We start from the raw sequence: 23,333 nt of genomic DNA, 5'->3' as shown, positions 1-23,333 counted from the left end.
AATTACACTGATTTATAGCACCGCGAAATTATACGGAAAGAGCAATTACTCGAATTGTTTACTCTCGAAGCTAAAGTTTGCCTATAATTACTAACTTGTATTTTGGCAGAAATTAACGATATTAATAACTAAATTTGCTTAATAGTAGAGTTCTATTTATTTTCTGTAGTAAATTCTAATAATTTTGAAGATTTTCAATGCTACTCATCTCAGCTCACAGCAGGATAACTGTATAGTAGATGAGATATTTTTTAAGATGAGTCTATTGAGTTGATAACTACAAACCATACTGCGATCGCTGAAAACTCGTAATCCAAGTAATTAGAACAGTGGTTACAGAGACTTCATAGAGCGCAAATCAATACAAATACTTATGTTATCTTTAAAGATTAAGTACATATATAAGCTTCTAAACCGCAACTACTATCAGTATTTATCTAGGTAGCAGTGAATAATGAGAGGAAAATAAAAATGATGACTGTTGGTTGTGCTGCTTGTGTTGCCCATGTTGTGCTGGCACGTACAGAAACACCGAAGATAATGCACGTACAAAAATGCAATTGGCAGCAAAATAGCGAGAGCTTGAAGAAACAGCGCGATCGCACTCTCAATCTTTAAAATCAAGCTTAAATTCATTATTGTCCGAACTCTAACCTGGCTTGTTCGACAATCTCTGCCGTTACAATATCTTGACCCCGCGATCGCGTCAACTGTTCTATGCGCGAGATTGCCTGAGAACGAACGAAAAAGGGAATCTTTTTTAATTTAATTTGGGCTTCAGTCGTCCATTGTAGGCGATCGGTTAAGTTTGAATCTGGCATAGTCGTCACCATCAACTGAGATTGGAGTGAGCAAGAAGCAATAACTGCGATCGCACTTCGCTCAGGTATCTCCTTTGCACCACATATAAAGATTCTGTCATAAAACCCGTGCCATGCGAAAGGCTCCCGCTCTAACGCAGGAGCCTTATCAATTTAGGGTGGAGCTTAACTCCAACCCCAAAATTGTGTTAGTCTAATTCGCCCATAGCCATTACTGGCTCGGATTCACGGTTGATACCTTTCTCGAAACCAGCAGCCGCAGCGCGAGCGCGACCGGCGTGCCATAAGTGACCGACTAGGAAGAAAAAGCCTAGTACGAAGTGAGAAGTAGCCAACCAAGCACGAGGAGATACATAGTTAAAGGAGTTAATCTCCGTAGCCACACCACCCACAGAGTTTAGAGAACCCAGAGGTGCGTGGGTCATGTACTCAGAAGCACGACGTGCTTGCCAAGGCTGAATGTCATTCTTGATTTTTTCTAAGTCAAGACCGTTGGGACCGCGTAGTGGCTCCAACCAAGGACCTTTGAAATCCCAGAAACGCATTGTCTCACCACCAAAGATGATTTCCCCTGTAGGAGAGCGCATCAAGTATTTACCCAGACCTGTAGGACCTTGAGCGGAACCGACGTTAGCACCCAAGCGTTGGTCGCGGATCAAGAAAGTCAAAGCTTGAGCTTGAGAAGCTTCTGGACCTGTAGGACCGTAGAATTCGCTGGGATAAACGGTGTTGTTGTACCAAACCATACAGGAGGCAATGAAGCCCATTAAGGACAGAGCGCCCAAGCTGTAGGATAGATATGCTTCACCAGACCAGATGAAAGCACGACGCGCCCAAGCAAAAGGCTTGGTTACAATGTGCCAGATTCCGCCAGCGATACAAGTCAAACCAACCCAAATGTGACCGCCAACGACATCTTCTAAGTTATTGACGCTGACAATCCAGCCTTCGCCGCCAAACGGCGACTTCAGTAAATAACCAAAGATAACTGCGGGGTTGAGGGTGGGGTTAGAGATGACGCGAACGTCACCACCGCCAGGAGCCCAGGTGTCGTACAAACCGCCAAAGAACATGGCTTTCAGCACCAGCAACAATGCCCCACATCCCAAAATAATCAGGTGGAAACCAATGATGCTGGTCATCTTGTTCTTATCTTTCCAGTCGTAACCAAAGAAAGAGGAGTACTCTTCTAAAGTTTCTGGACCGCGAATCGCGTGGTAAATTCCACCAAATCCCAACACTGCGGAAGAGATCAGGTGTAATACGCCAACGACGAAGTAAGGGAAAGTATCGATGACTTCTCCACCAGGACCTACACCCCAACCGAGAGATGCCAGGTGAGGTAGCAAGATTAAACCTTGCTCGTACATTGGTTTTTCTGGGATGAAGTGAGCGACTTCAAATAAAGTCATTGCTCCTGCCCAGAAAACAATCAAACCTGAGTGGGCAACGTGAGCGCCCAACAGTTTACCGGATAAGTTGATCAATCGGGCGTTACCAGCCCACCAGGCAAATCCTGAAGATTCTTGGTCGCGACCGCCACCTAAGGTCAAGCCGCGATTAAACGATGAATTATAGGGCGTTTCCACGTGGTAGAACCTCCTCAGGGAACTCGAAGTTTTCGTGGGGTTGGTCTTGAGGTGCCATCCAGGCACGGATGCCCTCGTTGAGCAGAATGTTCTTGGTGTAGAAAGTCTCGAACTCGGGGTCTTCCGCTGCCCGCAGCTCTTGAGAGACGAAGTCATATGCCCGCAGGTTCACCGCCAAGCCGACGACTCCCACTGCACTCATCCACAAACCAGTCACTGGCACGAACAGCATGAAGAAGTGCAACCAGCGCTTGTTGGAAAAGGCAATCCCGAAAATCTGCGACCAGAAGCGGTTTGCCGTCACCATCGAATAGGTCTCTTCCGATTGAGTCGGGTTGAAGGCAGGGAAGGTGTTGGAGCTATCGCCGTCTTCAAACAGCGTGTTTTCCACCGTCGCCCCGTGAATCGCGCACAACAGCGCTCCTCCTAATACCCCGGCGACTCCCATCATGTGGAAGGGGTTGAGCGTCCAGTTATGGAACCCTTGGAAGAACAGCAAGAACCGGAAGATTGCCGCGACTCCAAATGATGGCGCAAAGAACCAGCCGGACTGTCCCAAGGGGTAGAGCAAGAAGACGCTCACAAACACCGCAATTGGACCTGTGAATGCTAATGCGTTGTATGGTCTGATCCCCACCAAGCGGGCAATCTCTAACTGCCGCAGGCAGAATCCAATCAGTGCAAATGCCCCGTGTAAGGCGACAAATGCCCACAAGCCACCCAACTGACACCAGCGCGTGAAGTCCCAGTTCGCTTCTGGTCCCCACAAGAACAGCAACGAGTGTCCCATGCTGTTGGCTGGGGTCGATACGGCTACGGTTAAGAAGTTGGCTCCTTCCAAGTAGCTGCTGGCAATCCCGTGCGTGTACCACGAGGTGACGAATGTGGTTCCGGTCAGCCATCCTCCTAGTGCTAGGTAGGCGCAGGGGAATAGTAATAGCCCCGACCAACCGACGAATACAAATCTATCGCGCTTGAGCCAGTCGTCGAGAACGTCAAACCATCCTCTTTGACTCGGTGCGCGTCCTACTGCAATTGTCATTTAAAATCCTCTGGGTTTACTAAAAATTGCAACGCTTTTTGAGGAATTAACTTTTTGTTGACTAGGAGATGGTTTAGATCCAACTCCGCAGGCAAGAAAATCGTTGTAGTAATTAACGCCTTTCTCACTAGAATGCCATGTCAGTGTTGCCGCGAAAAGCAGTAACTTGACAGCACGGCTGATTAATGTTTCTTAATCGATCGCAGTGACCGCACCTCAAGCCCAATCCACAAAAGCGGATTGGGTGTTTAGTGTTAGATTATAGTCTAATCAAATATGAGAATTTTTACAATTTGACACAAGTTTTCTCAGTTCTCTCAGATTGTTCACAGGTTGAATCAGGAAACCTACTATGTGAATAATAAGAGTGGAAAACCGCCTTCAGTAGTTTAACTGAGCAGGGTAGTGACATGACGGCATCAACAACCACCAATTCCGGTGATTCGGAAGCTAAGGCAAACAAGAATAGTACTTCCAGCTGCTTGAATCAGAAAGTTTTAGGTTCGCGACGATTCAGCAATTACTGGTGGGCTACAGTCGTCTCCATCGGTGGGATAGGCTTTTTCTTGGCTGGACTTTCTAGTTACTTGCAAATTAATTTAATTCCTTTTGCCGAGCCGACCCAGCTCGTTTTCATTCCCCAAGGTATAGCGATTGGATTTTATGGAGTCGCGGGTCTGCTGCTAGCGCTGTATCTGTGGGGCATGATTTTGCTGGATGTAGGCGGTGGCTACAATGAGTTTGACAAGGAGAAGGGTGAATTTCACATTTTTCGGTGGGGATTTCCGGGGAAAAACCGCCGCATCGAAATTAAAGCTCCCTTACAAGACATTCAAGCTGTGCGTTTAGAGATTAAAGAAGGCTTGAACCCGCGTCGAGAACTTTATATACGAGTCAAGGGACGACGCAATATTCCATTGACGCGAGTAGGTCAACCTCTATCTATTACTAAGCTGGAGAACGATGGAGCAGAATTGGCTCGATTTTTAGCTGTGCCGCTAGAAGGACTGTAATTTCATCAAGTAATTTAATTAAAAATGCAGAATTTGCTTTGGGGAAGCAGATGTACCCTGGTAGAGCATTCGGAAGCAAGATTTTGCCTTCTGAAACTTTTTACCTAAGCGCGATCGAAGAGGCAAATGCAGTTAAAAGTCCGGCAGTGGTTGGTTTTAGTATTAATGATTGGTGGGTTATATTTGGCAGGATGTACGCCTAACCCAGTGGCTAATTCTGCTTCCCCCGACAATGCGGTGGCTGAAACCACACCTGTACCTGCAATTCAAACAAGTAGCGTTCAAATGAAGAATTTACCAACTCTAGAGGGAACGGCAACAGTTGTGATGACGGTGAAGGGGCAGCCAATTACTATCGAGGTAGATGGCAAGAATGCACCTCTGACTGCTGGCAATTTTGTCGATTTGGTACAACGGGGTGTCTATGATGGACTCGTATTCCATCGAGTGATCGGTCCCCAGAGCAGACCACCAGAACAACCTTTTGTGGTGCAAGGAGGAGATCCGCAAAGCAAAAACCCCAATTTTTCACCTCAGCGTCTAGGAACTGGCGGTTTTATCGATCCAGATACAGGAACAGAACGTCAGATTCCTTTAGAAATTAAGCCAACAGGAGCAACAGATCCGATCTACAGTCGGACGCTGAAAAGTGCGGGAGTTAGAAAACAACCAGTTTTACAGCATCTTAGAGGGGCTGTAGCTATGGCGCGATCGCAACAGCCAGATTCCGCCTCTTCTCAGTTTTATTTCGCCCTTGCCGATTTGAGTTTTCTCGACGGAGATTACGCCGTATTTGGTAAAGTGACTAGCGGTATGGACGTAGTAGACAAAATTCAACAGGGCGATCGCATTGACTCTGCTAAAGTGACTGAAGGCAGTGACAAGCTAAAGAACGGTGGTAAATAGTTAATTTTAATTTGGGAATTTGGGCGCACGCCGTGCGCCTCTCCTCTTAACCTCTCACCCCAAAGCGTGGAAGTTGTCGTCACAGGTATCGCTCTGATTTCCAGCTTGGGAGAAAGCTTAGAAACCAGCTGGAAAAACTTAACACTCGGTTGTATTGGCATTGAGTTAGAGCAGCCTTTTCCAGAACTAGCTGCTCTACCTTTAGCATTCATTTACAAACAACCAGCAGACGTAAAACAGTTAACTCAATTAGCTGTAGCAGATGCTTTAGTAGATGCAGGGTTGGAACCACCTTTACCAGACTGCGGCGTAGTCATCGGTTCTAGTCGCAGCCAGCAAGCAGTTTGGGAAGAGCTGATAAAGTCAAAAGTTGAAAGTCAAAAGTCAAAAGTTGCTTCAACTGCCGACTCCCACTCTCCCACTCCCGAATTCTCAGAAACTTTACCAAATGCGATCGCTACAATAGCAGCAAGACAAATTGGAGCAATAGGTATAGTATCGTCTCCAATGGCAGCATGTGCGACGGGGATTTGGGCGATCGCTCAAGGGAGTTTATTAATTGAAACTGGGCAATGCCAACGGGCAATTGTTGGTGCAGTTGAAGCGCCGATTACCCCCTTAACTTTGGCTGGATTTAGGCAGATGGGCGCACTGGCAACTACTGGCGCTTATCCATTCGATCGCCATAGAGAAGGATTGGTGCTGGGGGAGGCAGCGGCTGTACTGGTGTTGGAATCAGCAAAAATAGCCCAGCAGCGTTCGGCAAAAATTTACGGTCGCGTGTTAGGTTATGGCTTGACAAACGATGCTTTTCATGCAGCTCAGCCAGAGCCAACGGGTAGGAGTGCGATCGCGGCAATCAAACAATGTCTGGAGCGCGGCAATTTAACACCGCAAGATATTGATTACATCCATGCCCACGGTACGGCGACCCAGCTCAACGACAAGCGCGAAGCACAAATAATTCAATATTTGTTTCCTCATGGGGTTCCCGTAAGTTCCACAAAAGGAGCCACGGGGCATACTCTGGGAGCTTCTGGAGCCATTGGTGCGGCATTCTGCCTGATGGCATTACGTCATCACATATTACCGCCATGTACGGGACTGCGATCGCCTCAATTCGATCTCGATGCGATCGTCACGCCGCGAAGAGCAACAGTCAGACACTCGCTCTGTTTGAGTTTTGGCTTTGGCGGGCAGAATGCTGTTTTAGCCTTGGGCAAATAGGATAAATAGGTTCGCCGCGATCGACATTTTTCTGTCACATTCATCTATCACTCTAGAGATAAAAAACGATTACAGCCGAACAAATATGAAAGTAAAAACTTACGGTTGGATGAAAGGAGTAGGGAGTGCGATCGCCCTATTAGCTATTGCAAGTTGTTCTGTGACACAACAACCTAACGCCTCTACAACTGCACAAACGACAGCGCCCAATTCATCATCGAGCAATCCTAGCGTCTCTGAAAGCGGGAATGTTGCTGCTGCTCAAGGCATTCAAAAAACGACTGTAGTAGAAGGCTTAGACCATCCGTGGAGCCTTGCATGGCTACCAGATGGATCGATGTTAATCACCGAGCGATCGGGACAATTGCGCATTCTGCGGAATGGGCAACTCGATCCAACACCGATTGCAGGAGTTCCCGAAGTCCTTACGGGTGGTCAAGCCGGTTTGATGGATGTTTCAGTTCACCCGCGCTTCGCTGAAAATCGCTTAGTCTATCTAACATATTCCCACGGTACAGAGCAGGCAAACCGCACCCGCCTCGCCCGCGCTACATTTGACGGGAAAAGCTTGAGCAATCTGCAAGTTATTTTTGAGGTTTCCCCAACTAAGTCTGGCTTGCAACACTTTGGTTCGCGCATCTTTTGGTTGCCTGACAGTACTATGCTATTGGCGATCGGTGATGGTGGCAACCCACCGATTCAACTCAATGGCGAGTTAATCCGTCAACAGGCGCAAAACCGCCGCAGTCGTCTTGGTAAAATTGTGCGGCTCAACGATGATGGTTCGATACCACAAGATAACCCCTTTGTGAAATCTACTGATGCTGAGCCTGCGATCTGGAGCTACGGACATCGCAACATTCAAGGCTTGACCTTCGACTCAGTGAATAACCGGATATGGGCAACAGAACACGGTTCGCAGGGTGGTGATGAACTCAATCTCGTGCAAGCAGGCGAAAACTATGGTTGGCCCATCGTCACATACAGCCGTGAATATAGCGGAGAAGAAATAACTAAAGAGCGATCGCGCCCTGGTATGGTAGATCCCAAACTGGTATGGACACCAGCAATAGCACCTTCGGGTCTAGCATTCTATAGTGGGGACAAATTCCCGCAATGGCAAGGCGATTTATTTGCAGGTGGACTTGTCTCCCAGGATGTGCGGCACATTGACTTAGATGCTCAGGGTAATGTGGTCAACCAGCAGGCGATCGAGATCGGTCAGCGCGTGCGCGACGTGCGCCAAAGTCCTGATGGACTGCTGTATGTCTTGACAGATGATAATAATGGACAGTTGATTCGTCTCGAACCAGCTGGAGGATAGGCAAGTCAAAAGTCAAAAGTTAAAAGTTAAAAGGGGACAATCTAGGAACAACTGAGCAACCGAAACACAAAAATCAAAACTGTGGAATTATGAATTCAATCGATCTAGCATTTGCTCCAGCTCTAGAACAAGCGCGGCTAATTCGCCATAAAGAAGTTTCGCCACTAGAGGTGGTGCAGCTTTATCTAGAACGAATTGAACAATTCAATCCGCAGTTAGGTTGCTATTTTACGGTGATGGCAGAAATGGCGATCGCCCAGGCACAAACTCAGACAGAAATGCTAGCTGGAACTCAAGACCCGACTGAGTTACCACCTTTTTTTGGCGTGCCGATCGCGATTAAAGACATGAATCCCGTGGCTGATGTCCCTTGTAGTTATGGCAGTCCAGCACTGCGCGATCGCGTGGCGACTTACGATGATGCTGTGGTGGCGCAGGTGAAACAAGCTGGATTCATTGTCTTGGGTAAAACCGCCACTTCTGAATTAGGCTCTTTTCCCTACACCGAACCGCCGGGATTTCCTCCTGCCCGCAATCCTTGGAATCCAGAGTATACACCAGGGGGTTCTAGTGGGGGATCGGCGGCGGCTGTAGCCGCAGGATTGTGCGCGATCGCCCAAGGCTCCGATGCAGGCGGCTCAATTCGCGGTCCCGCCTTCTGTTGTGGTTTAGTAGGCATCAAACCAGCCCGAGGACGGGTATCCTATGCCCCATTGGGCGATCAATTAAGTGGTGTCGCAGCAAACGGTCCTATTGCCCGTACTGTCTCCGATGCTGCTGCCTTACTAGACGTGATGTCAGGATATGTGACGGGCGATCCGTATTGGTTACCCGCACCAAATCCCTCATTCCTGGCTGCTACGACGCGATCGCCCGAACGCCTGCGCATCGCCTTTACCAACTCGCTACCTCAAATCGGGACGGCAGATCCAGTCTGCCAGCAAGCGGTTTTGGGTACGGTGAGGCTATTAGAAGCAATGGGGCATCAAATAGAAGAAAGCTGTCCCGATTTCACGGGATTAATCGAGCCATTTACAACTGTGTGGCAAGCAGGCGTAGCTTATGCTGGACTACCAAAAGAAATCTTGCAACCGATGAATCAGTGGTTGCTCGAACAATCGGGTTCTGCGGGAGATTATCTCCGTGCTGTCGCGCAGGTACAAGTTATTGCCAGACGGATTGTGGCATTTTTCGACTCAGTAGATGCGCTGATCTTACCCACATACATGCATCCACCAATTCGAGTGGGCGAGTGGGCAGCATTAAGCCCGGAAGAGACGCTACAAAAAATCATTCATTGGGTTGCTCCCTGTCCGCCTTTTAATGCTAGCGGACTACCCGCGATCGCTATTCCCACTGGTTTTGCGCCTAACGGTTTACCCATCGGCATTCAAATCGTCGGTCGTCCTACAGCCGAAGCTACCATTATTGCGATCGCCGCCCAACTCGAAGTCGATAAATTTTGGAGCCAGCATCGACCAGCTATTGGTAATGAGTAAGTCAAAAGTCAAAAGTCAAAAGTCAAAAGTCGGGAGAGTGGCTAGTGGCTAGTGGCTAGTGGCTTGGAATTACCCCCTTGTCCCCCTTGTCCCCCTTGTCCCCCTTGTCCCCCTTGTCCCCCTTGTCCCCCTTGTCCCCCTTGTCCCCCTCACTCCTCACTCCTCACTCCTCACTCCTCACTAATGTAAAATTTCTGATTCGATCTGGGCATCTTATATTAGAGATGAATCAGAAGCATTTATGACTAGTAGTGAAGATACTCTGCGGGCTTTGCGTGCAGCCTTGCTTGTTTCGCCCGATAATCTACCGCTCCGCCAACATTTGGCAAATACTCTGATGGAATTAGGGCAATTTGAGGAGGCAGAACAAGAGTATCGCCTTGCTCTGTCATTGATGCCTGAAAACCATTTTCTACAGCTCAATTTGGCTTCTGCTTTTTATCACCAAGGCAAAAATTCTCAGGCAATAGTGCTGGTTGAAAATCTGCTCAAAAGCTCTGAGCCTCCAGCTTTTGCTCACTTACTCTACGCTCGTCTGCTGCTCCATGCAGGTGATGCGACAAATGCATCTACACATTTTCACATAGCTGTCGCACTCGATCCAGAAATAAACGATCCTATGTTGGCAGAGCGGCTTGGCATCGCTGATGTCACTACTCATAAAGCTTCTGTTTCAGAGTACAGAACCCCAGAATCTCAATCGCTAGAGTACAAAATACCGGAGTACGAATTAGATGTTAGTACTGCGGTTGAAGCACCCTTGGAGCAACCATCAATTACTTTTCAAGATGTTGGTGGAATGGATGCTATTAAGGAAGAAATTCGGCTGAAAATTGTTCACCCATTAGCGCATCCAGAAATTTATCAAGCTTACGGTCAACGAATTGGGGGAGGAGTTTTAATGTATGGTCCCCCTGGTTGCGGTAAAACTTATTTAGCCAGAGCTACAGCTGGAGAAATTAAAGCGAGATTTTTATCTATAGGCATCAATGATGTCTTAGATATGTGGTTGGGTAGTAGTGAAAAGAACTTACACGAACTGTTTGAGCAGGCACGACGATCTAAGCCTTGCGTGCTTTTTTTTGATGAAGTCGATGCTCTCGCTGCTAAACGCACTGATATGCGATATAGTAGCGGTCGCCAGATTGTCAATCAGTTTCTTGCCGAATTAGATGGTGTAGAAAGCCCTAACGATGGCATTCTGATTTTAGCTGCTACTAACGCTCCTTGGCATTTGGATTCAGCCTTTCGTAGACCAGGGCGCTTCGATCGCATTATGTTTGTTCCACCACCCGATCGTCATGCGCGGGTCAACATTTTGCGCATCCTCTGCCGTCATAAGCCAATTGAAGCTATCGACTACGATTATTTAAGTAAAAAAACTGCTAACTTTTCTGGGGCAGATTTAAAGGCAGTTGTAGATTTAGCCGTAGACAGAAAACTCCAGGCAGCGATAAAGCAAGGCATCCCTAAACCTCTCACAACCAAAGATTTTCTAGCCGCAGTTGAAGTCATTCATCCTTCCGTTACCGAGTGGTTCGCCACTGCACGTAATTATGCGACTTATGCCAATGAGAATGGAATTTATGATGAGATTTTAAATTACTTACAAGTAACAAAAGACAAAAACAGGCTATTTTAAATTTAAAAGCTTTTTAAAAAATTGAAATAATAAAAAATAAAAGACATAAGGCTCGTAGAGTGCGTTAATTAATGCCCCCTGCCAGTCATAGACCATAAAACAAAGTAAATAAAAAATTGGCATATACGGATTAGTCATAATTTTCTATGTTTATAAATTTAGACAAAGCATTAATTTTAATCGAGCAATCGCGCTATAAGTTGGCAGCAACAGAAATTGAACGACAATTAGCCATCGATCCAAATAGTTCTTTTGCCCATGCTCTCTTAAGTATATGCTTAATAGAAATGGAACGAGATCGAGAAGCAACTCAAGCAGCGAAGCGAGCAGTGTATTTAGCACCTGACTTATCTGATACTCATTATAATTTAGCTAAAATTCTCTATATTCAAAAGCAACTCAAGTCAGCCAAAAAAGCAGCTCAAGAAGCGATTCGCTTAGAACCAGAAATCGCCGATTATTTCGCCTTGTTGTCAGTCATTCAATTAGCACAAGGAGATCGAGATCGCGCATTGTCCAGTGCAGAACAGGGATTGAATTTAGATGCCGAGCATGTGTTGTGTCTCAATCTTCGCGCTATGGCTTTATTACGCCTACGCCGCTACCAAGAAGCACAAACCACGGTGGATGCAGCAATCTTTCAAGACCCGGAAAATACAGCCGCTTATGCGATTAAAGGTTGGGTATATTTATATTGTGGGAATAGAGATTTGGCTGAACGATGTTTTCGCGAATCGTTGCGACTCGATCCAGAACAAGAACAGGCACGCACGGGAATAGTAGAAGCTTTGAAGTTAAAATACTCGCTCTATAATTTTGTATTTAACTATAAGAGTTTTTCGAGTCAAATTCATATTTATCTACGGATAGTATTTATTGGTATTTTTATGGTTCTGAGTTTATTGAATTGGCTCTTTTTACTCATACCATTCTCAATGTTACTAATAGAAATAACTCAAGCTTTGTTTAACCTACTGCTCAGATTTGATACCCAATGGCGATCGCTCCACGTCCCCACCCATTAATTCTGCTGGCGCGTACGGTAGCATGAAGGAATCGGCAGCGCGATCGCAATCGCGTCGATCTCTGTTCCACATCGCGGGAGAATACCCATGCCACCGAGAATTACCGATCCAGTTGCATGGCAACAGGCAGAACTCTTAATGCAACCTGCTTTTATTCGCATCATCGACCACATTCGCAAGCATTTAGACGAATCAGCGTGGCAGGGAACCTACGAGAACGTATTAATCTGGTCTCCAGACACGACAGAGGAAATGAAAACTAGGGTGATCTTGCTGTTGCAAGAATTGGATGGTGCATCTCCAGAACGCACGGCAGAAATAGAACAGGCGATCGCCAACCTTCCGACTCCCCAACCAGGATATCAGTTATCTCTACAAAACCAAGACCAACAGTATAATTTCGATCTGTGGGAACTGTGCTATCAGGTTTGCTTTCAGCAATATAATACAGACTCGACATCCACTAATAGCTCGGTAGAAATTGACACTAGTTTGATCGACGATACCGGAGAAATAGACTGGCAGCGTTTAGATACTAAAGCAGGTGCAGCAGTCGAACAAGTATTTAGTAGTTTGCCGAAGATTTAGTGAGGAGCGAGGAGTGAGGAGTGAGGAGTGGTCAAGTGAGTATTAAGTAGTGAGTAATGAGTAGTGAATTTTGACTTTTAACTTTTAACTTTTGACTTCCCCATTACCCATTACATAAAAATATTATGAGAGAGCAGTTACAGACAGTTCAAGCGGCAGTGGGGGCAATTTTTGAGGAAATTGCCGGAAATAAGATTCCGATGAGTTTTGACAACGATGCAGTAGCCGTGCAAGCGGTACGGGAAGGGGTAGCAATATGCGATCGCTCCCACTGGGGTGTCATTCGCGTTACCGATGACGATCGCATTCGCTTTTTACACAACCAAAGTACTAACGATTTTCAAATTCTAAAACCAGGGCAGGGCTGCGACACGGTTTTTGTCTCTTCTACTGCCCGCACGATCGATCTAGCAACTGCTTATGTGACTGAAGACGCAGTACTACTGATCGTTTCTCCTAATCGCCGTCAGTATCTGATAGATTGGCTCGATCGCTATATCTTTTTTGCCGATCGCGTCCAACTAGAAGATATAACTGGTGAAACTACTATTTTCAGTCTTCTCGGCACTAAAAGCGATGAAATTTTGGCAAAACTTGGCGTGAGTTCAATTATTAGTCATCCCTACGCCAGCCACCAGTTAGTTCAGCTCAAAGATATAGAAATTCGGGTAGCGGTTGGGAGTGGTTTAGCCACACCTGGTTACACCCTAATTGTGCCAGCAGACAAAGCGGCGATCGTTTGGAATCACCTCGTAGAAACTGGTGCAGTCCCTCTAGGCGATCGCGTTTGGGAACAATTGCGGATCGAACAAGGTCGTCCCGTCCCCGATAAGGAACTGACTGAAGATTACAATCCTTTAGAAGCAGGCTTGTGGCAAACTATTTCTTTTAATAAAGGCTGCTATATCGGTCAAGAGACAATTGCACGTCTGAATACTTACAAGGGAGTCAAGCAACACCTATGGGGAATTCGCCTCAACGCTCCCGCTGCACCAGGTAGTATTATTACTGTAGGTGAAGAGAAAGTGGGTATTCTCACCAGCTATACCGATACGGATGAGGGTAGTTTTGGACTAGGTTACATCCGTACTAAAGCTGGTGGTGTTGGTTTACAAGTTAAAGTCGGAGAAGTTACAGGCGAAGTGGTGGATGTCCCTTTCTTAACCCGTAGTGCCGATTAATGTGCGACTCACACCATGTGCGATCGATCTATTGCCCCCAATTCATCGGGGGTTGGGGGATCGAAAAACTACGCCACTGACCCAAAGATTCCTCCTAACCCAAGACGGTTCAGTTAAAAGCGATAGATCTTCAAAGATCCCCCCTAACCCCCCTTATGAAAGGGGGGAATAAGAGTAAACTAGTTTTCTCTTAATACTCGTAAGGATTTTGGGGTTCGGGAATCTTCTTGGGGGCAGCATTAGCTTGAATAGTTAATTGACGTTTATCTTTTAAAGTTTCGGTGATCATTTGTCCTTCTACCTCCAACCAAGTATCGGGAGGATAAGCTTGACGATCTTCCGTCAATTTGACTGGCAACCCTACCGGATAGGCATCAGCGGCGCAGCAGGTAATGACAAACCGCGAAAGGAGCAAGTAATTCGGTGGAAATTCAGGTGGATGGATCGCAAACCCTTGTACCTTGACTTTTTGACCTGTATATGCGTCAGGTTCGGGATAAACATTCAGCGTGCGCACCCAATCTAAAAGCGATCGCTCCTCTGGTTTGACAGAACCGTGAAAGGCTTGGGGTTGTGAACGGGTAGCGGCGAGAAAGTCTGTTACCCCTCTTTGCATAGCGGTTTGGCTGGCAAAAACGCGAGGAGTGAAAATCAACCCTGCGATCGCAGTGACTATGAGCAAAGTACTGCTAAACCCAGGTGGAAGTAAACTGATATGACGCACTGGCAATATACGGCGTTGACGCAGGAGTTGCCAAGCCTTTAAACCTGCTACACTTAAGAACCCAATTCCCCCAGAAATTACTAACCAAAAGTAATCGGGGTGAATTAATAAATTTAGCTTACCAGTCAGCCAGTATTTCAGCATCAAACTGCCCCAAGCAGCGATCGCAAATACTTCTAGCCAATTGTAAATTTTCGAGTTTTGATTCATGGGGTGATGGTTGACGGTTGACAGTTGACAGTTAACCGTTAGCTGTCAACTGTCAACCATTAAATAACGTATAAATTAACAAATAATGTAAATAAAAATGTCAATTGAGCAGCTAAAGCAAATAGATAAATAATTGCTCGGGGTTTGAATATTGATAGCATTAGACCAATGCCTTTGAGGTCAATCATGGGTCCAAAGATTAAAAAGGCTAGTAACGAGCCGCTAGTAAAAGTGGAGGCAAAGGATAGGGCAAAGAATGAATCTACAGTAGAACAAATTGATACGACTGCCGCTAAGAGCATCATGGTAAGGATAGAGGTAATTTCGCCACCACCAAGATTTAAAATGACCTCGCGGGGAACAAAAACTTGAATCAATGCTGCGATCGCGCTCCCAATGACTAACACAGAACCGAGTTCGCGCAGTTCTTGTATGGTATTGTCTAATAACAACTGTAAGCGTTCTGGTATTGGTTTAACTGGCGTGGATGCTGCCAGACTTGCCTGTAATACTGAGGCATCTATCCTAATCGGATCTCCCGATCCTGATAGCCAAAACGTACCCGATTGTAATAAGTTAGATGAGGTTTTTTTCTTATCTTTTTGCGGCTGCTGTTTTGGTTGCCAAGCTGCTGCTAAAGCTGGTTGTAATAGGGGACGCAAATCTTTTTGGGCGCTGAATACCCAACCTATAATAGTGGCGATCGCTAAGGAAAATACGATTCGTAAAACGACAATTTCTGGTTGATCGCGAAATGCCGTCCATGTTGCCCAAATGACAATTGGATTAATCGTTGGTGCTGCTAATAAAAAGCCAATTGCTACGGGTGTAGGCACTCCCTGCATTAACATCCGTCTCGCCACGGGGACATTACCGCACTCGCACACGGGAAATAAAAATCCTACCATGCTGCCAACCAAAGCACCTAACAGTGGATTTTTGGGTAATTTAGCAATTAACTTGCGTTCGTCCACAAATAGCAACAGTAACCCAGAGAATAACACCCCCAGCAGCAAAAACGGCATTGCTTCGACAAGCAAGCTGAGGAACAGGGTAAAAGCATTGTTGAGCTGTTGGTTCATGCGTTGCGTAGCAGAAAGCGTTGTCGATTAGCAAACATCTGCCAAGCCATTGTAGCTAGATTGCTAGATTTATTGACGCTACGGAATACAAACATTAGGCGCACATAAACCTGGAAATTCCATTGTGTTTACAGTCAATGTATCTAATTTTACTCGCCTAATTGCATGGTTATTCGTATCGGCGACGTACAAGTTAGAACCAAAAACACTTAGTCCCGATGGTTCGTTAAAGCAGCTATTTTTACCTTGTCCGTCCTGTAAACTAGCGACTCCATCCCCCAGAACATGTTGACAATTACCGCTATGGGGGTTCGCTAATTTAATTTTGTGGTTATAAGTATCGGCTATCCACAAGAAATTTTGAGCGTATTCTATCCCTAAACAATGCTGGAGTCGCACGTCAGCACCAGTACCATCAACATCGCCAAAGCCAAACAACTCGCCACTCCCGCAGATTGTCCGTACTTGAGGATCGAGCATTAAGCCAATACGACGAATCGAACTACCTTCACTATCAGCAACGTATAATTCTCTACCATCGGTGGTAATGCCACTCGGTTGTGCGAAAGCCGAATCTGCGACTAAACCATCTAAACACGCTTCAGCACCCGTACCCGCGTAAGTTTGCAAGATGCCTTTTTCTAAATCCATTTGCCAGATTTGATGATTTCCTGCCATTGCAATGAAGAGATAACTCTTCACCATCACCAAATCCCAAGGGGAATTTAAGGCTGTTTTTTGACCAATACCACCATAAGGACGGATATTACGGCTTTGTTCTCCGGTTCCGGCGATGGTTTCTACACGCTGTAACGGTAAGTTGATGCGGCGAATCGCATGATTTTCGGTATCTGCTACGTAGAGTAATTGGTTCTCTTCGTCCAGTACCATGCCTTGGGGGGCAAAAAATTGCGCTTGGGTAAAGTCTCCATCGATTAATCCAGATTTTCCCGTACCTATGACGTGTAGAATTTCTCCGTCGAGGGTACTCCAAATAATGCGGTGATGTCCTGAATCAGCAATAAATAATCCAGTGGCAGTCGCCAATACTTTACCAGGAAATGCTAGAGGTTTAATTAATGGTTGCCGTTGTTTTTCTAAAATGAAGCTAATTTCTGGAGATGCGATTGCACCTTTGACTCGATACTCTTGAATTAGCTTGGCAATTAATTCGTCTAAAACATCTCGATTTCCTTCTCCAGCAGCAGAGCCAATGACGTACCCTTCTGGATCGATTACCGTTAGAGTGGGCCACGCACGTACTGCATATTGTTGCCACACCTGAAAGCCACTGTCAACTACGACTGGATGCTCGATGTCATACCGCAGGATGGCTTGACGAATATTATCGACATCTTTTTCATTGTCGAATTTAGCCGAGTGAACGCCAATAACCGTGAGGCTGTCCTTATACTTCTGTTCTAAATATTTCAAATCTGGCAGAACGTGCAAGCAGTTAATGCAGCAATAAGTCCAAAAATCGAGAATGACAATTCTACCTCTGAGTTGTTGAAGCGATAGCGGCTTGTCAGTATTCAGCCAAGGCTGATTTTGAGGTAGTTCCGGCGCTCTCACCCGTACAGTCTTCATGTCATGTCCTCCCGAACTTAATTTGGTGACAACTCTTTTTTAAGAAAGAATCTGCTGTAACCTGGCGGGAAATTTGGTAATTCACCAAAAATGACGTATCCCTGTTGCTGGTAAAATTCTGGTGCTTGGAAACTAAATGTATCTAAACAAGCATATTTACAGCCGCGTCTGACAGCTTCTTGCTCCCCAGCCTCCAGTAAAGCATGACCGTAGCCTTGTCCGCGCCAAGTTTCATCTATCCATAAAATATCGACATACAACCACTGCCAATAAGTCGAACCAATCAATCCGCCAGCCAAACGATCGCCTGCATCTCGCAAAAAGATAGCTAACTGCTGGAAATTCCCTTCACCCGCGCGATCGCGATTAAATGCCAGCAGTTGTTGCAAAATAAATTCTATGTCTTCAGGATGCGGCTTCTCGGTTACGTCAAACCTGAGCGGTTGGTTCACGATTCAACCCAATACAGAAAAATTTAGTATCCGTACAAATAGACTGTATCATCGCATATAGGATTTAACACACCTGTGGCTCATCGAAAGATTTGTTATCTGGCGCGATCGCAAATTCATCCCAGCAGGCACTTTCAAACACTTTCGCTAAAAAATGGGCAAATATTATTCCCTCCTAGTCAGTGGTATTAGCATTCTGTGCTTTTTAGCTCAGATAACTCCACTACAAGCCCAAACGTCAATAAAAGTCAAAGGTCAAAAGTCAAAAGTTAAAAGTCATACTGACTCCCAACTCCCAACTCCCAACTCCCACTCTCCCACTCCCGACTCCCACTCTCCCACTCCCAACTCCCAACTCCCACTCTCTCACTCCCAACTCCCACCCTCCCACTCCCAACTCCCGACTTCCCAAGTTTCCCAACTCTCTGACGTGCAACCCGACGACTGGGCAAGTCGAGCGTTGCAATCTTTAATCTCGCGCTATGGAATAGTTACAGGCTATCCGAATGGAAATTTTCTCGGCAATCGTGCTTTGAGTCGCTACGAATTTGCGGCGGCTTTGAGTGCGGTGGTACGGCAATTGGAGGGAGCGATCGCTAATGGCAAGCCAGTACAAGCAACTCAAGATGATTTAGCGACTCTCGAAAAACTTCTGCAAGAGTATACTGCGGAATTAAAAGCTTTACAAAGCCGTTTAGACTCGCTGGAAGCTCGAAGCGCCGTACTCCAGGCACATGAGTTTTCCACAACGACTAAACTTGCAGGTCAAGTTATCTTTGCAATTAATGGGGGTGGCTTTGGCGGCGATTCCCTTCGCGACCCTACAGGTACGGAAATTGCCGATAATAATCCTATTACTACGTTATTTTACAGGACTCAGTTAGATTTTGATACGAGTTTTTCTGGTACTGACTTACTCAAAATTCGCTTAGATACTGGCAGTAACGGCAACCGCGATAATGCAGCCGGAGTATTAGAACCTAATTTCGGCAGCGGACTTGATTTCTCGGTCAGACCGTCTAGGAATGGAAACTTGGGGCTGGGTCGGCTTTACTACAGCTTTAGCGCCGCCAAAAATCTCCAAGTCGTTTTAGGGACTGCGATCGCACCTACAGATTATCTCGATCGCAATCGTTATGCTAACCGCAGTTTTGTTGATTTTTCGACTCAAGCGCTGGTTAACAACTACCTTCTCTTTCCGATTCACGAACAAGGCGCTGGGGCGGTTGTTAACTGGCAAGCGAACGAGTTTTTCACGTTACGGGCAATGTATCTTGCGGCAGACGCTGAAAATTCTGGCAGTCGCGATGAGGTTGAAGGCATATCGGCTTTAACAACTCTACTCTACCCAGATGAGGGTGGAGATCGCGGTTTATTTGGCAATCCTTATCAGGGAACGGTTGAGTTAGAATACTCTCCCAACCCAGCTTTTACTGTACGCTTACAGTACAGTGGTGGAAATACATTCGATCGCCATTTCGATGTGTTTGGAGCGAATGTCGAACTCGATTTATCGCGCCAACTTGGGCTTTTCGGGCGCTACGGCTACGGTAACTATGACGATACAATTTTTGGAGATCTCGAACCGTCTTACTGGATGGTGGGGATATCTTTACGCAATTTATTACTACCTGGTGCTGTAGCAGGAATTGCGGCAGGTCAGCCTTTTGTGGAAAATGCTGTAGGGGATGCGACTCAAACAAACTTTGAAGCCTACTATAGCTTTCCCCTAAATGAAAATCTAGCGATCGCCCCTTTAGTTCAAGCGATCGCCAACCCTAGCAATCAAGCAGATAATGGCACAATTATTACTGGTACTCTCCGCACCGTATTCTCTTTTTAAAAACGCAACCCAAGATAGCAATCTCTAGCGTTTGTTCTCAACTTCTGCTTGAGCCTCATCCATAGCTGCTTTTTTGTTCGGCTCTTTAGTGTCAAATGTTACTTTAGTTTGCTTGGCTTTGAGGTCGAGGACTTCAGGAATCTTTTTGGGTAGCGTCTTGATATTTTCTAGCCCAGTATTACCTATTCTTCTACCTGGCGCGTCTCCCAAATCTTCAGCTTTTTCTTGAATGCGCTTGACAGTATCAGGAGTGACAGGGTTGTATTCTCCTGCTGGAGATTCTACAGCGTTTGCTTGGAATGCTGGCAGCGCGACAAATAAGATCGTTGCTAAAAATAGGGTAACGATTCGACGCAAGCCCATGTTCTTCAATTTATCAACTACTTGCTTCATTTGAATCCTCCAATGATTTTGATTACTAAAATTAGCGTTTCTTTAGAGTAAAAACTTTTAGAAACACAATTGCTAAGGTTGCTAACAATAAGCGCTCCTTAATTGCTTTGTTTTAATTTTAGTTTTCGGATCGATCTTGCCGTAGGAGGCGATCGCATATCTTCTCTCTTGAGTAGGAGTTTTGAGCGAATGCCATAAATGAGTGAATTTAACTTTAGTTAGACTTGTAGAGCGTTAAAATACTTCGTAGGTTTTGATTCGATCCCCTCAACCCCCCTTGAAAAGGGGGGCTAAGAATGGTTTTGTCTTTTTCTTTGGAAAAGAGGGGTTAAGAATGATTCTATTGATTTATCCACTCAATGAGATCCCCCAACCCGCCTTGAAAAGGGGGGCTAAGAATGGTTTTGTCTTTTTCTTTGGAAAAGAGAGGCTAAGAATGATTCTGTCTCCTCCTTTTTAAGGGGAATTAAGTTAAGTACAATCTTGTCTCCCCCTTTTTAAGGGGATCTTTATCCTTACATCTCTAAATTTAATTCTCTTTTCCTGATTTTAGTTGCCATAAATAAGGTAAGATTAGCTCTAGTTTGTGTTTTTTCTTAATAAGACTATCGCGCACCGGTTCTGTACAATCTCCATAAATAAAGATATCGCCAGAATTTTTTGGTATCTCTTTTAAGGGAGCGATATCAACTAATCTTAATCGAACTTTTGGCTCTAATAAGTAGCTAAGGGAAAGTAAATTACCATTGTTGATGCAACCATTAGTAGAAACTATGAGAGGATTATTTGCTCTATTGAGAAAGCTGGCTACTTGAGGATTACTATAACTAATTTCTTTAATCCACCAGGTATTAGCTTGGGAACTAAGCGTACAAGATATGATTCCAGCCAAAATGAGTAAAGTTGCGATCGCTTGCCAAATTCTACGAGCTAATAGCCTCGATTGACTGATTTTTTTGCTCAGTAAATAAGCAACAACTAGCTGAATGCTTAAATAACCAGGAAACAAATAACGAGGTACGATCGATCTTTGTCCGCCTTTAATGATATCTGGTATTAGTAACGGTAAAGTAGTTGCAGCCATTAAGGTAATAATAAACAGCCAAACCCTTAAAGGTGCGTGACGTATTGTGAAATACACTGCGTAAACTATCAGAAATAATAAAAGAAAGTAGACAATCAGAAATTCCGGATCTTTTTCCAAACCCAGATCGAAAAATACATGACCGATATTGAGTAGCCAGCGACGACTAAAAATGTCTGCGGGTAAAGCATTATTCGTCCATCCAGTCGTCATCTGAAACATGGAATAGTTCTGAATTAAGCTCAATATCCAAGGGGTAAAAAGTAATAAGCTCAAACCCGAGGAGAGAAGATAAGCGATCGCTCTTTTGCTCAACTTAAATTTTTCAATGATGAAAACGTAAATTCCATGAGCAACGGCTACTAATCCAGACAAGAAAAAAGTATAAAAACTAGTTGCTAAAGCGAAAGCATAGACAATCCAAATCTGGGTTTTATTCAGTCGAATTGCCCTGAGCAAAGCGGCACTCGATCCTAAAATTGTCACCGTCCAGAGAGCGTATTGCCTTGCTTCTTGGGCAAATAAAACATGCACCGGAGAGACTGCTAAAAGTGCGATCGCCATCCAGGCGATGAGATACGATTGAAACAATTCCAGACACAACCAATATAAACAAGGAAATACTAAGAAGCTAAAGAATATACTTAAACTTCTAATTGCAGTAACACTATTACCAAATAATTTTACCCAAAATCTCAACAAAACATAATACAAAGGTGGATGTTGAGAGTCTTCTACCGCAAGAGAATGAATTGTATCTTTTAACTGACTTCCAGGTTTGAAACGTTGAAACGTTTGCAAGTATTTGATACTGCTGTCTCGATGAGCGTATGCTCCTTGAGAAAAGTCTTTCATCGTGTAGCCAGCAATTCTTAAAGAAGTATAAGCTTCGTCGTGCCAATAAACTTTTTTATCGATATTCGTAACTCGAAAAGCTATTCCTACACACAAAATAATTATAAATAGTAAGCGCAGCCATTTAAAATTGACGTGACGAAGAGTTGGCATAAACAGTTGAAATTTAGAATTGAGCTTGCTATAGAGGTAAATTAATTAAATAAAATCCTCAAAGCTTATTTAGGTTACAATAAATATATAGTTTTTTTAAAAGAGAAGCAGTGTCAAACGGTAAGCACTCCAATCTACGTCAGCCATTGCCATCCTTAAGTTGCTATCCTTAATTAGTCCAAAATGCCCTTGATAAGACTGAGATCGTCAAAGCAATGAATAGCCAATATCCAATCCCAGTAGTCATCAATGGTGCTGCGGGCAAAATGGGACGCGAAGTTGTCAAAGCAGTTTCCCAAGCTGCCGATCTGACCTTACTAGGGGCAATCGATCGCAACCCAGAACACCAAGGTAAAGATGCAGGAGAACTAGCGGGTTTACCAGAACCATTGGAAGTCCCAATTACCGACCAATTAGAACCAATGCTGGCGATGGCGGGGCAAGAAAGGCAAATTGGGGTGATGGTAGACTTTACCCATCCGAGTACAGTGTATGACAATATCCGCTCGGCGATCGCCTATGGAGTGCGTCCAGTCGTCGGTACGACAGGCTTAAGTCCAGCACAGATTCAAGACTTAGCGGAATTTGCTGACAAAGCCAGTACTGGATGTTTGATGATTCCCAACTTCTCAATTGGGATGGTTTTGTTGCAACAAGCAGCAGTTCAAGCTTCCCAATATTTCGATCACGTCGAAATTATCGAACTGCACCACAACCAAAAAGCTGATGCACCTAGCGGTACGGCATTGCAAACCGCACAGATGCTAGCTGGGTTGGGGAAAATTTTTAATCCACCCCAGGTAGAAGAAACGGAAAAATTACCAGGTGCGAGAGGTAGCGTCGCAGCAGAAGGTATTCGTATACATAGCGTCCGCCTACCAGGGTTAATTGCCCATCAAGAAGTGATTTTTGGCTCAGCAGGTCAAATTTATACCTTGCGTCACGACACGAGCGATCGCGCCTGCTACATGCCAGGAGTGCTGCTAGCGATCCGTAAAGTCATCCAACTCAAAACCCTCGTTTATGGGTTAGAAAAAATATTGTAAAGAGTTGACAGTTAACTGTTAACGGTTAACCGTCAACAAAACTC

Annotated in this window: 21 protein-coding genes; 12 read left to right on the top strand and 9 right to left on the bottom strand. The window is 45.2% G+C overall.

Annotation, left to right across the window (positions count from 1 at the left end; all coding sequences use genetic code 11):
• Positions 1-471 precede the first annotated feature (471 nt).
• Entirely contained in the window at positions 472-618 is a 147-nt protein-coding gene (locus QH73_RS05855) for a hypothetical protein (RefSeq protein ID WP_165587622.1), read from the top strand.
• A 17-nt stretch (positions 619-635) separates the two neighbouring features.
• Here QH73_RS05855 and QH73_RS05850 read toward each other — a convergent pair whose 3' ends face one another.
• The 3 genes from QH73_RS05850 to psbD all read right to left on the bottom strand — a co-directional run bounded on the left by QH73_RS05850 (position 636) and on the right by psbD (position 3,452).
• Positions 636-821, bottom strand: a complete 186-nt coding sequence (locus QH73_RS05850; RefSeq protein ID WP_039717452.1) for a PCP reductase family protein — start codon at positions 819-821, stop codon at positions 636-638.
• A 188-nt stretch (positions 822-1,009) separates the two neighbouring features.
• Complete coding sequence (psbC, locus tag QH73_RS05845; protein ID WP_015153287.1) at positions 1,010-2,410, bottom strand: photosystem II reaction center protein CP43; 1,401 nt, start codon at positions 2,408-2,410, stop codon at positions 1,010-1,012.
• Positions 2,394-3,452 (bottom strand): photosystem II D2 protein (photosystem q(a) protein), encoded by a 1,059-nt coding sequence (psbD, locus tag QH73_RS05840; protein WP_015153746.1) that lies wholly within the window; start codon positions 3,450-3,452, stop codon positions 2,394-2,396. Before psbD ends, psbC begins: the two co-directional genes overlap by 17 nt.
• A 410-nt stretch (positions 3,453-3,862) precedes the next feature.
• Here psbD and QH73_RS05835 point away from each other — a divergent pair, with 410 nt between their 5' ends.
• The 9 genes from QH73_RS05835 to ygfZ all read left to right on the top strand — a co-directional run bounded on the left by QH73_RS05835 (position 3,863) and on the right by ygfZ (position 13,857).
• Positions 3,863-4,465 carry a photosystem I assembly protein Ycf4 gene (locus tag QH73_RS05835; RefSeq protein ID WP_039715586.1) on the top strand — a complete coding sequence of 201 codons (603 nt, stop codon included), beginning with the start codon at positions 3,863-3,865 and terminating at the stop codon, positions 4,463-4,465.
• Between the two features lie 126 nt (positions 4,466-4,591).
• A complete protein-coding gene (locus QH73_RS05830) occupies positions 4,592-5,371 on the top strand; it encodes a peptidylprolyl isomerase (RefSeq protein WP_039715585.1) in 780 nt (259 codons plus the stop codon).
• Positions 5,372-5,437: 66 nt separating this feature from the next.
• Complete coding sequence (locus QH73_RS05825; RefSeq protein WP_039715584.1) at positions 5,438-6,598, top strand: beta-ketoacyl-ACP synthase; 1,161 nt, start codon at positions 5,438-5,440, stop codon at positions 6,596-6,598.
• Positions 6,599-6,683: 85 nt separating this feature from the next.
• On the top strand, positions 6,684-7,922 hold the full coding sequence (locus QH73_RS05820; RefSeq protein WP_039715583.1) for a PQQ-dependent sugar dehydrogenase: 1,239 nt from the start codon (positions 6,684-6,686) through the stop codon (positions 7,920-7,922).
• Positions 7,923-8,011: 89 nt separating this feature from the next.
• Positions 8,012-9,421, top strand: coding sequence for an amidase (locus tag QH73_RS05815; protein ID WP_039715582.1), 1,410 nt, complete (start codon positions 8,012-8,014; stop codon positions 9,419-9,421).
• Between the two features lie 241 nt (positions 9,422-9,662).
• Positions 9,663-11,063 carry an ATP-binding protein gene (locus QH73_RS05810; protein ID WP_039715581.1) on the top strand — a complete coding sequence of 467 codons (1,401 nt, stop codon included), beginning with the start codon at positions 9,663-9,665 and terminating at the stop codon, positions 11,061-11,063.
• A 146-nt stretch (positions 11,064-11,209) separates the two neighbouring features.
• Positions 11,210-12,088, top strand: coding sequence for a tetratricopeptide repeat protein (locus QH73_RS05805; RefSeq protein WP_039715580.1), 879 nt, complete (start codon positions 11,210-11,212; stop codon positions 12,086-12,088).
• A gap of 87 nt (positions 12,089-12,175) precedes the next feature.
• Positions 12,176-12,676, top strand: coding sequence for a hypothetical protein (locus tag QH73_RS05800; protein ID WP_039715579.1), 501 nt, complete (start codon positions 12,176-12,178; stop codon positions 12,674-12,676).
• A 125-nt stretch (positions 12,677-12,801) separates the two neighbouring features.
• Positions 12,802-13,857 carry a CAF17-like 4Fe-4S cluster assembly/insertion protein YgfZ gene (gene ygfZ, locus QH73_RS05795; protein ID WP_132866679.1) on the top strand — a complete coding sequence of 352 codons (1,056 nt, stop codon included), beginning with the start codon at positions 12,802-12,804 and terminating at the stop codon, positions 13,855-13,857.
• Positions 13,858-14,047: 190 nt separating this feature from the next.
• Here the strand turns inward: ygfZ and QH73_RS05790 are convergent, their stop codons facing one another.
• The 4 genes from QH73_RS05790 to QH73_RS05775 form a co-directional block, all read right to left on the bottom strand.
• Positions 14,048-14,791: a TIGR03943 family putative permease subunit gene (locus QH73_RS05790; protein WP_039715578.1), complete on the bottom strand. Its 744-nt coding sequence runs from the start codon at positions 14,789-14,791 to the stop codon at positions 14,048-14,050.
• A 59-nt stretch (positions 14,792-14,850) separates the two neighbouring features.
• Positions 14,851-15,873 carry a permease gene (locus tag QH73_RS05785; protein ID WP_039715577.1) on the bottom strand — a complete coding sequence of 341 codons (1,023 nt, stop codon included), beginning with the start codon at positions 15,871-15,873 and terminating at the stop codon, positions 14,851-14,853.
• Positions 15,874-15,951: 78 nt separating this feature from the next.
• Positions 15,952-17,463 carry a thioredoxin-like domain-containing protein gene (locus tag QH73_RS05780; RefSeq protein ID WP_039715576.1) on the bottom strand — a complete coding sequence of 504 codons (1,512 nt, stop codon included), beginning with the start codon at positions 17,461-17,463 and terminating at the stop codon, positions 15,952-15,954.
• A 17-nt stretch (positions 17,464-17,480) separates the two neighbouring features.
• Positions 17,481-17,915 (bottom strand): GNAT family N-acetyltransferase, encoded by a 435-nt coding sequence (locus tag QH73_RS05775; RefSeq protein ID WP_039715575.1) that lies wholly within the window; start codon positions 17,913-17,915, stop codon positions 17,481-17,483.
• Between the two features lie 154 nt (positions 17,916-18,069).
• Here QH73_RS05775 and QH73_RS05770 point away from each other — a divergent pair, with 154 nt between their 5' ends.
• Positions 18,070-19,758 (top strand): iron uptake porin, encoded by a 1,689-nt coding sequence (locus QH73_RS05770; RefSeq protein WP_039715574.1) that lies wholly within the window; start codon positions 18,070-18,072, stop codon positions 19,756-19,758.
• A gap of 24 nt (positions 19,759-19,782) precedes the next feature.
• Here QH73_RS05770 and QH73_RS05765 read toward each other — a convergent pair whose 3' ends face one another.
• Entirely contained in the window at positions 19,783-20,151 is a 369-nt protein-coding gene (locus QH73_RS05765; RefSeq protein ID WP_039715573.1) for a hypothetical protein, read from the bottom strand.
• Between the two features lie 529 nt (positions 20,152-20,680).
• Positions 20,681-22,243 carry a glycosyltransferase family 39 protein gene (locus tag QH73_RS05760; protein ID WP_039715572.1) on the bottom strand — a complete coding sequence of 521 codons (1,563 nt, stop codon included), beginning with the start codon at positions 22,241-22,243 and terminating at the stop codon, positions 20,681-20,683.
• A 215-nt stretch (positions 22,244-22,458) separates the two neighbouring features.
• Between QH73_RS05760 and dapB the strand changes: the two genes are divergently transcribed.
• Complete coding sequence (dapB, locus tag QH73_RS05755) at positions 22,459-23,289, top strand: 4-hydroxy-tetrahydrodipicolinate reductase (RefSeq protein WP_039715571.1); 831 nt, start codon at positions 22,459-22,461, stop codon at positions 23,287-23,289.
• The last annotated feature ends 44 nt before the right edge of the window (positions 23,290-23,333 follow it).

It is taken from the genome of Scytonema millei VB511283 (assembly GCF_000817735.3).
In the GTDB taxonomy this organism is placed as follows: Bacteria; Cyanobacteriota; Cyanobacteriia; order Cyanobacteriales; family Chroococcidiopsidaceae; genus Chroococcidiopsis; species Chroococcidiopsis millei_B.
Note: the sequence above shows the minus strand (reverse complement) of the source record. Positions and strands in the feature narration are given on the sequence as shown.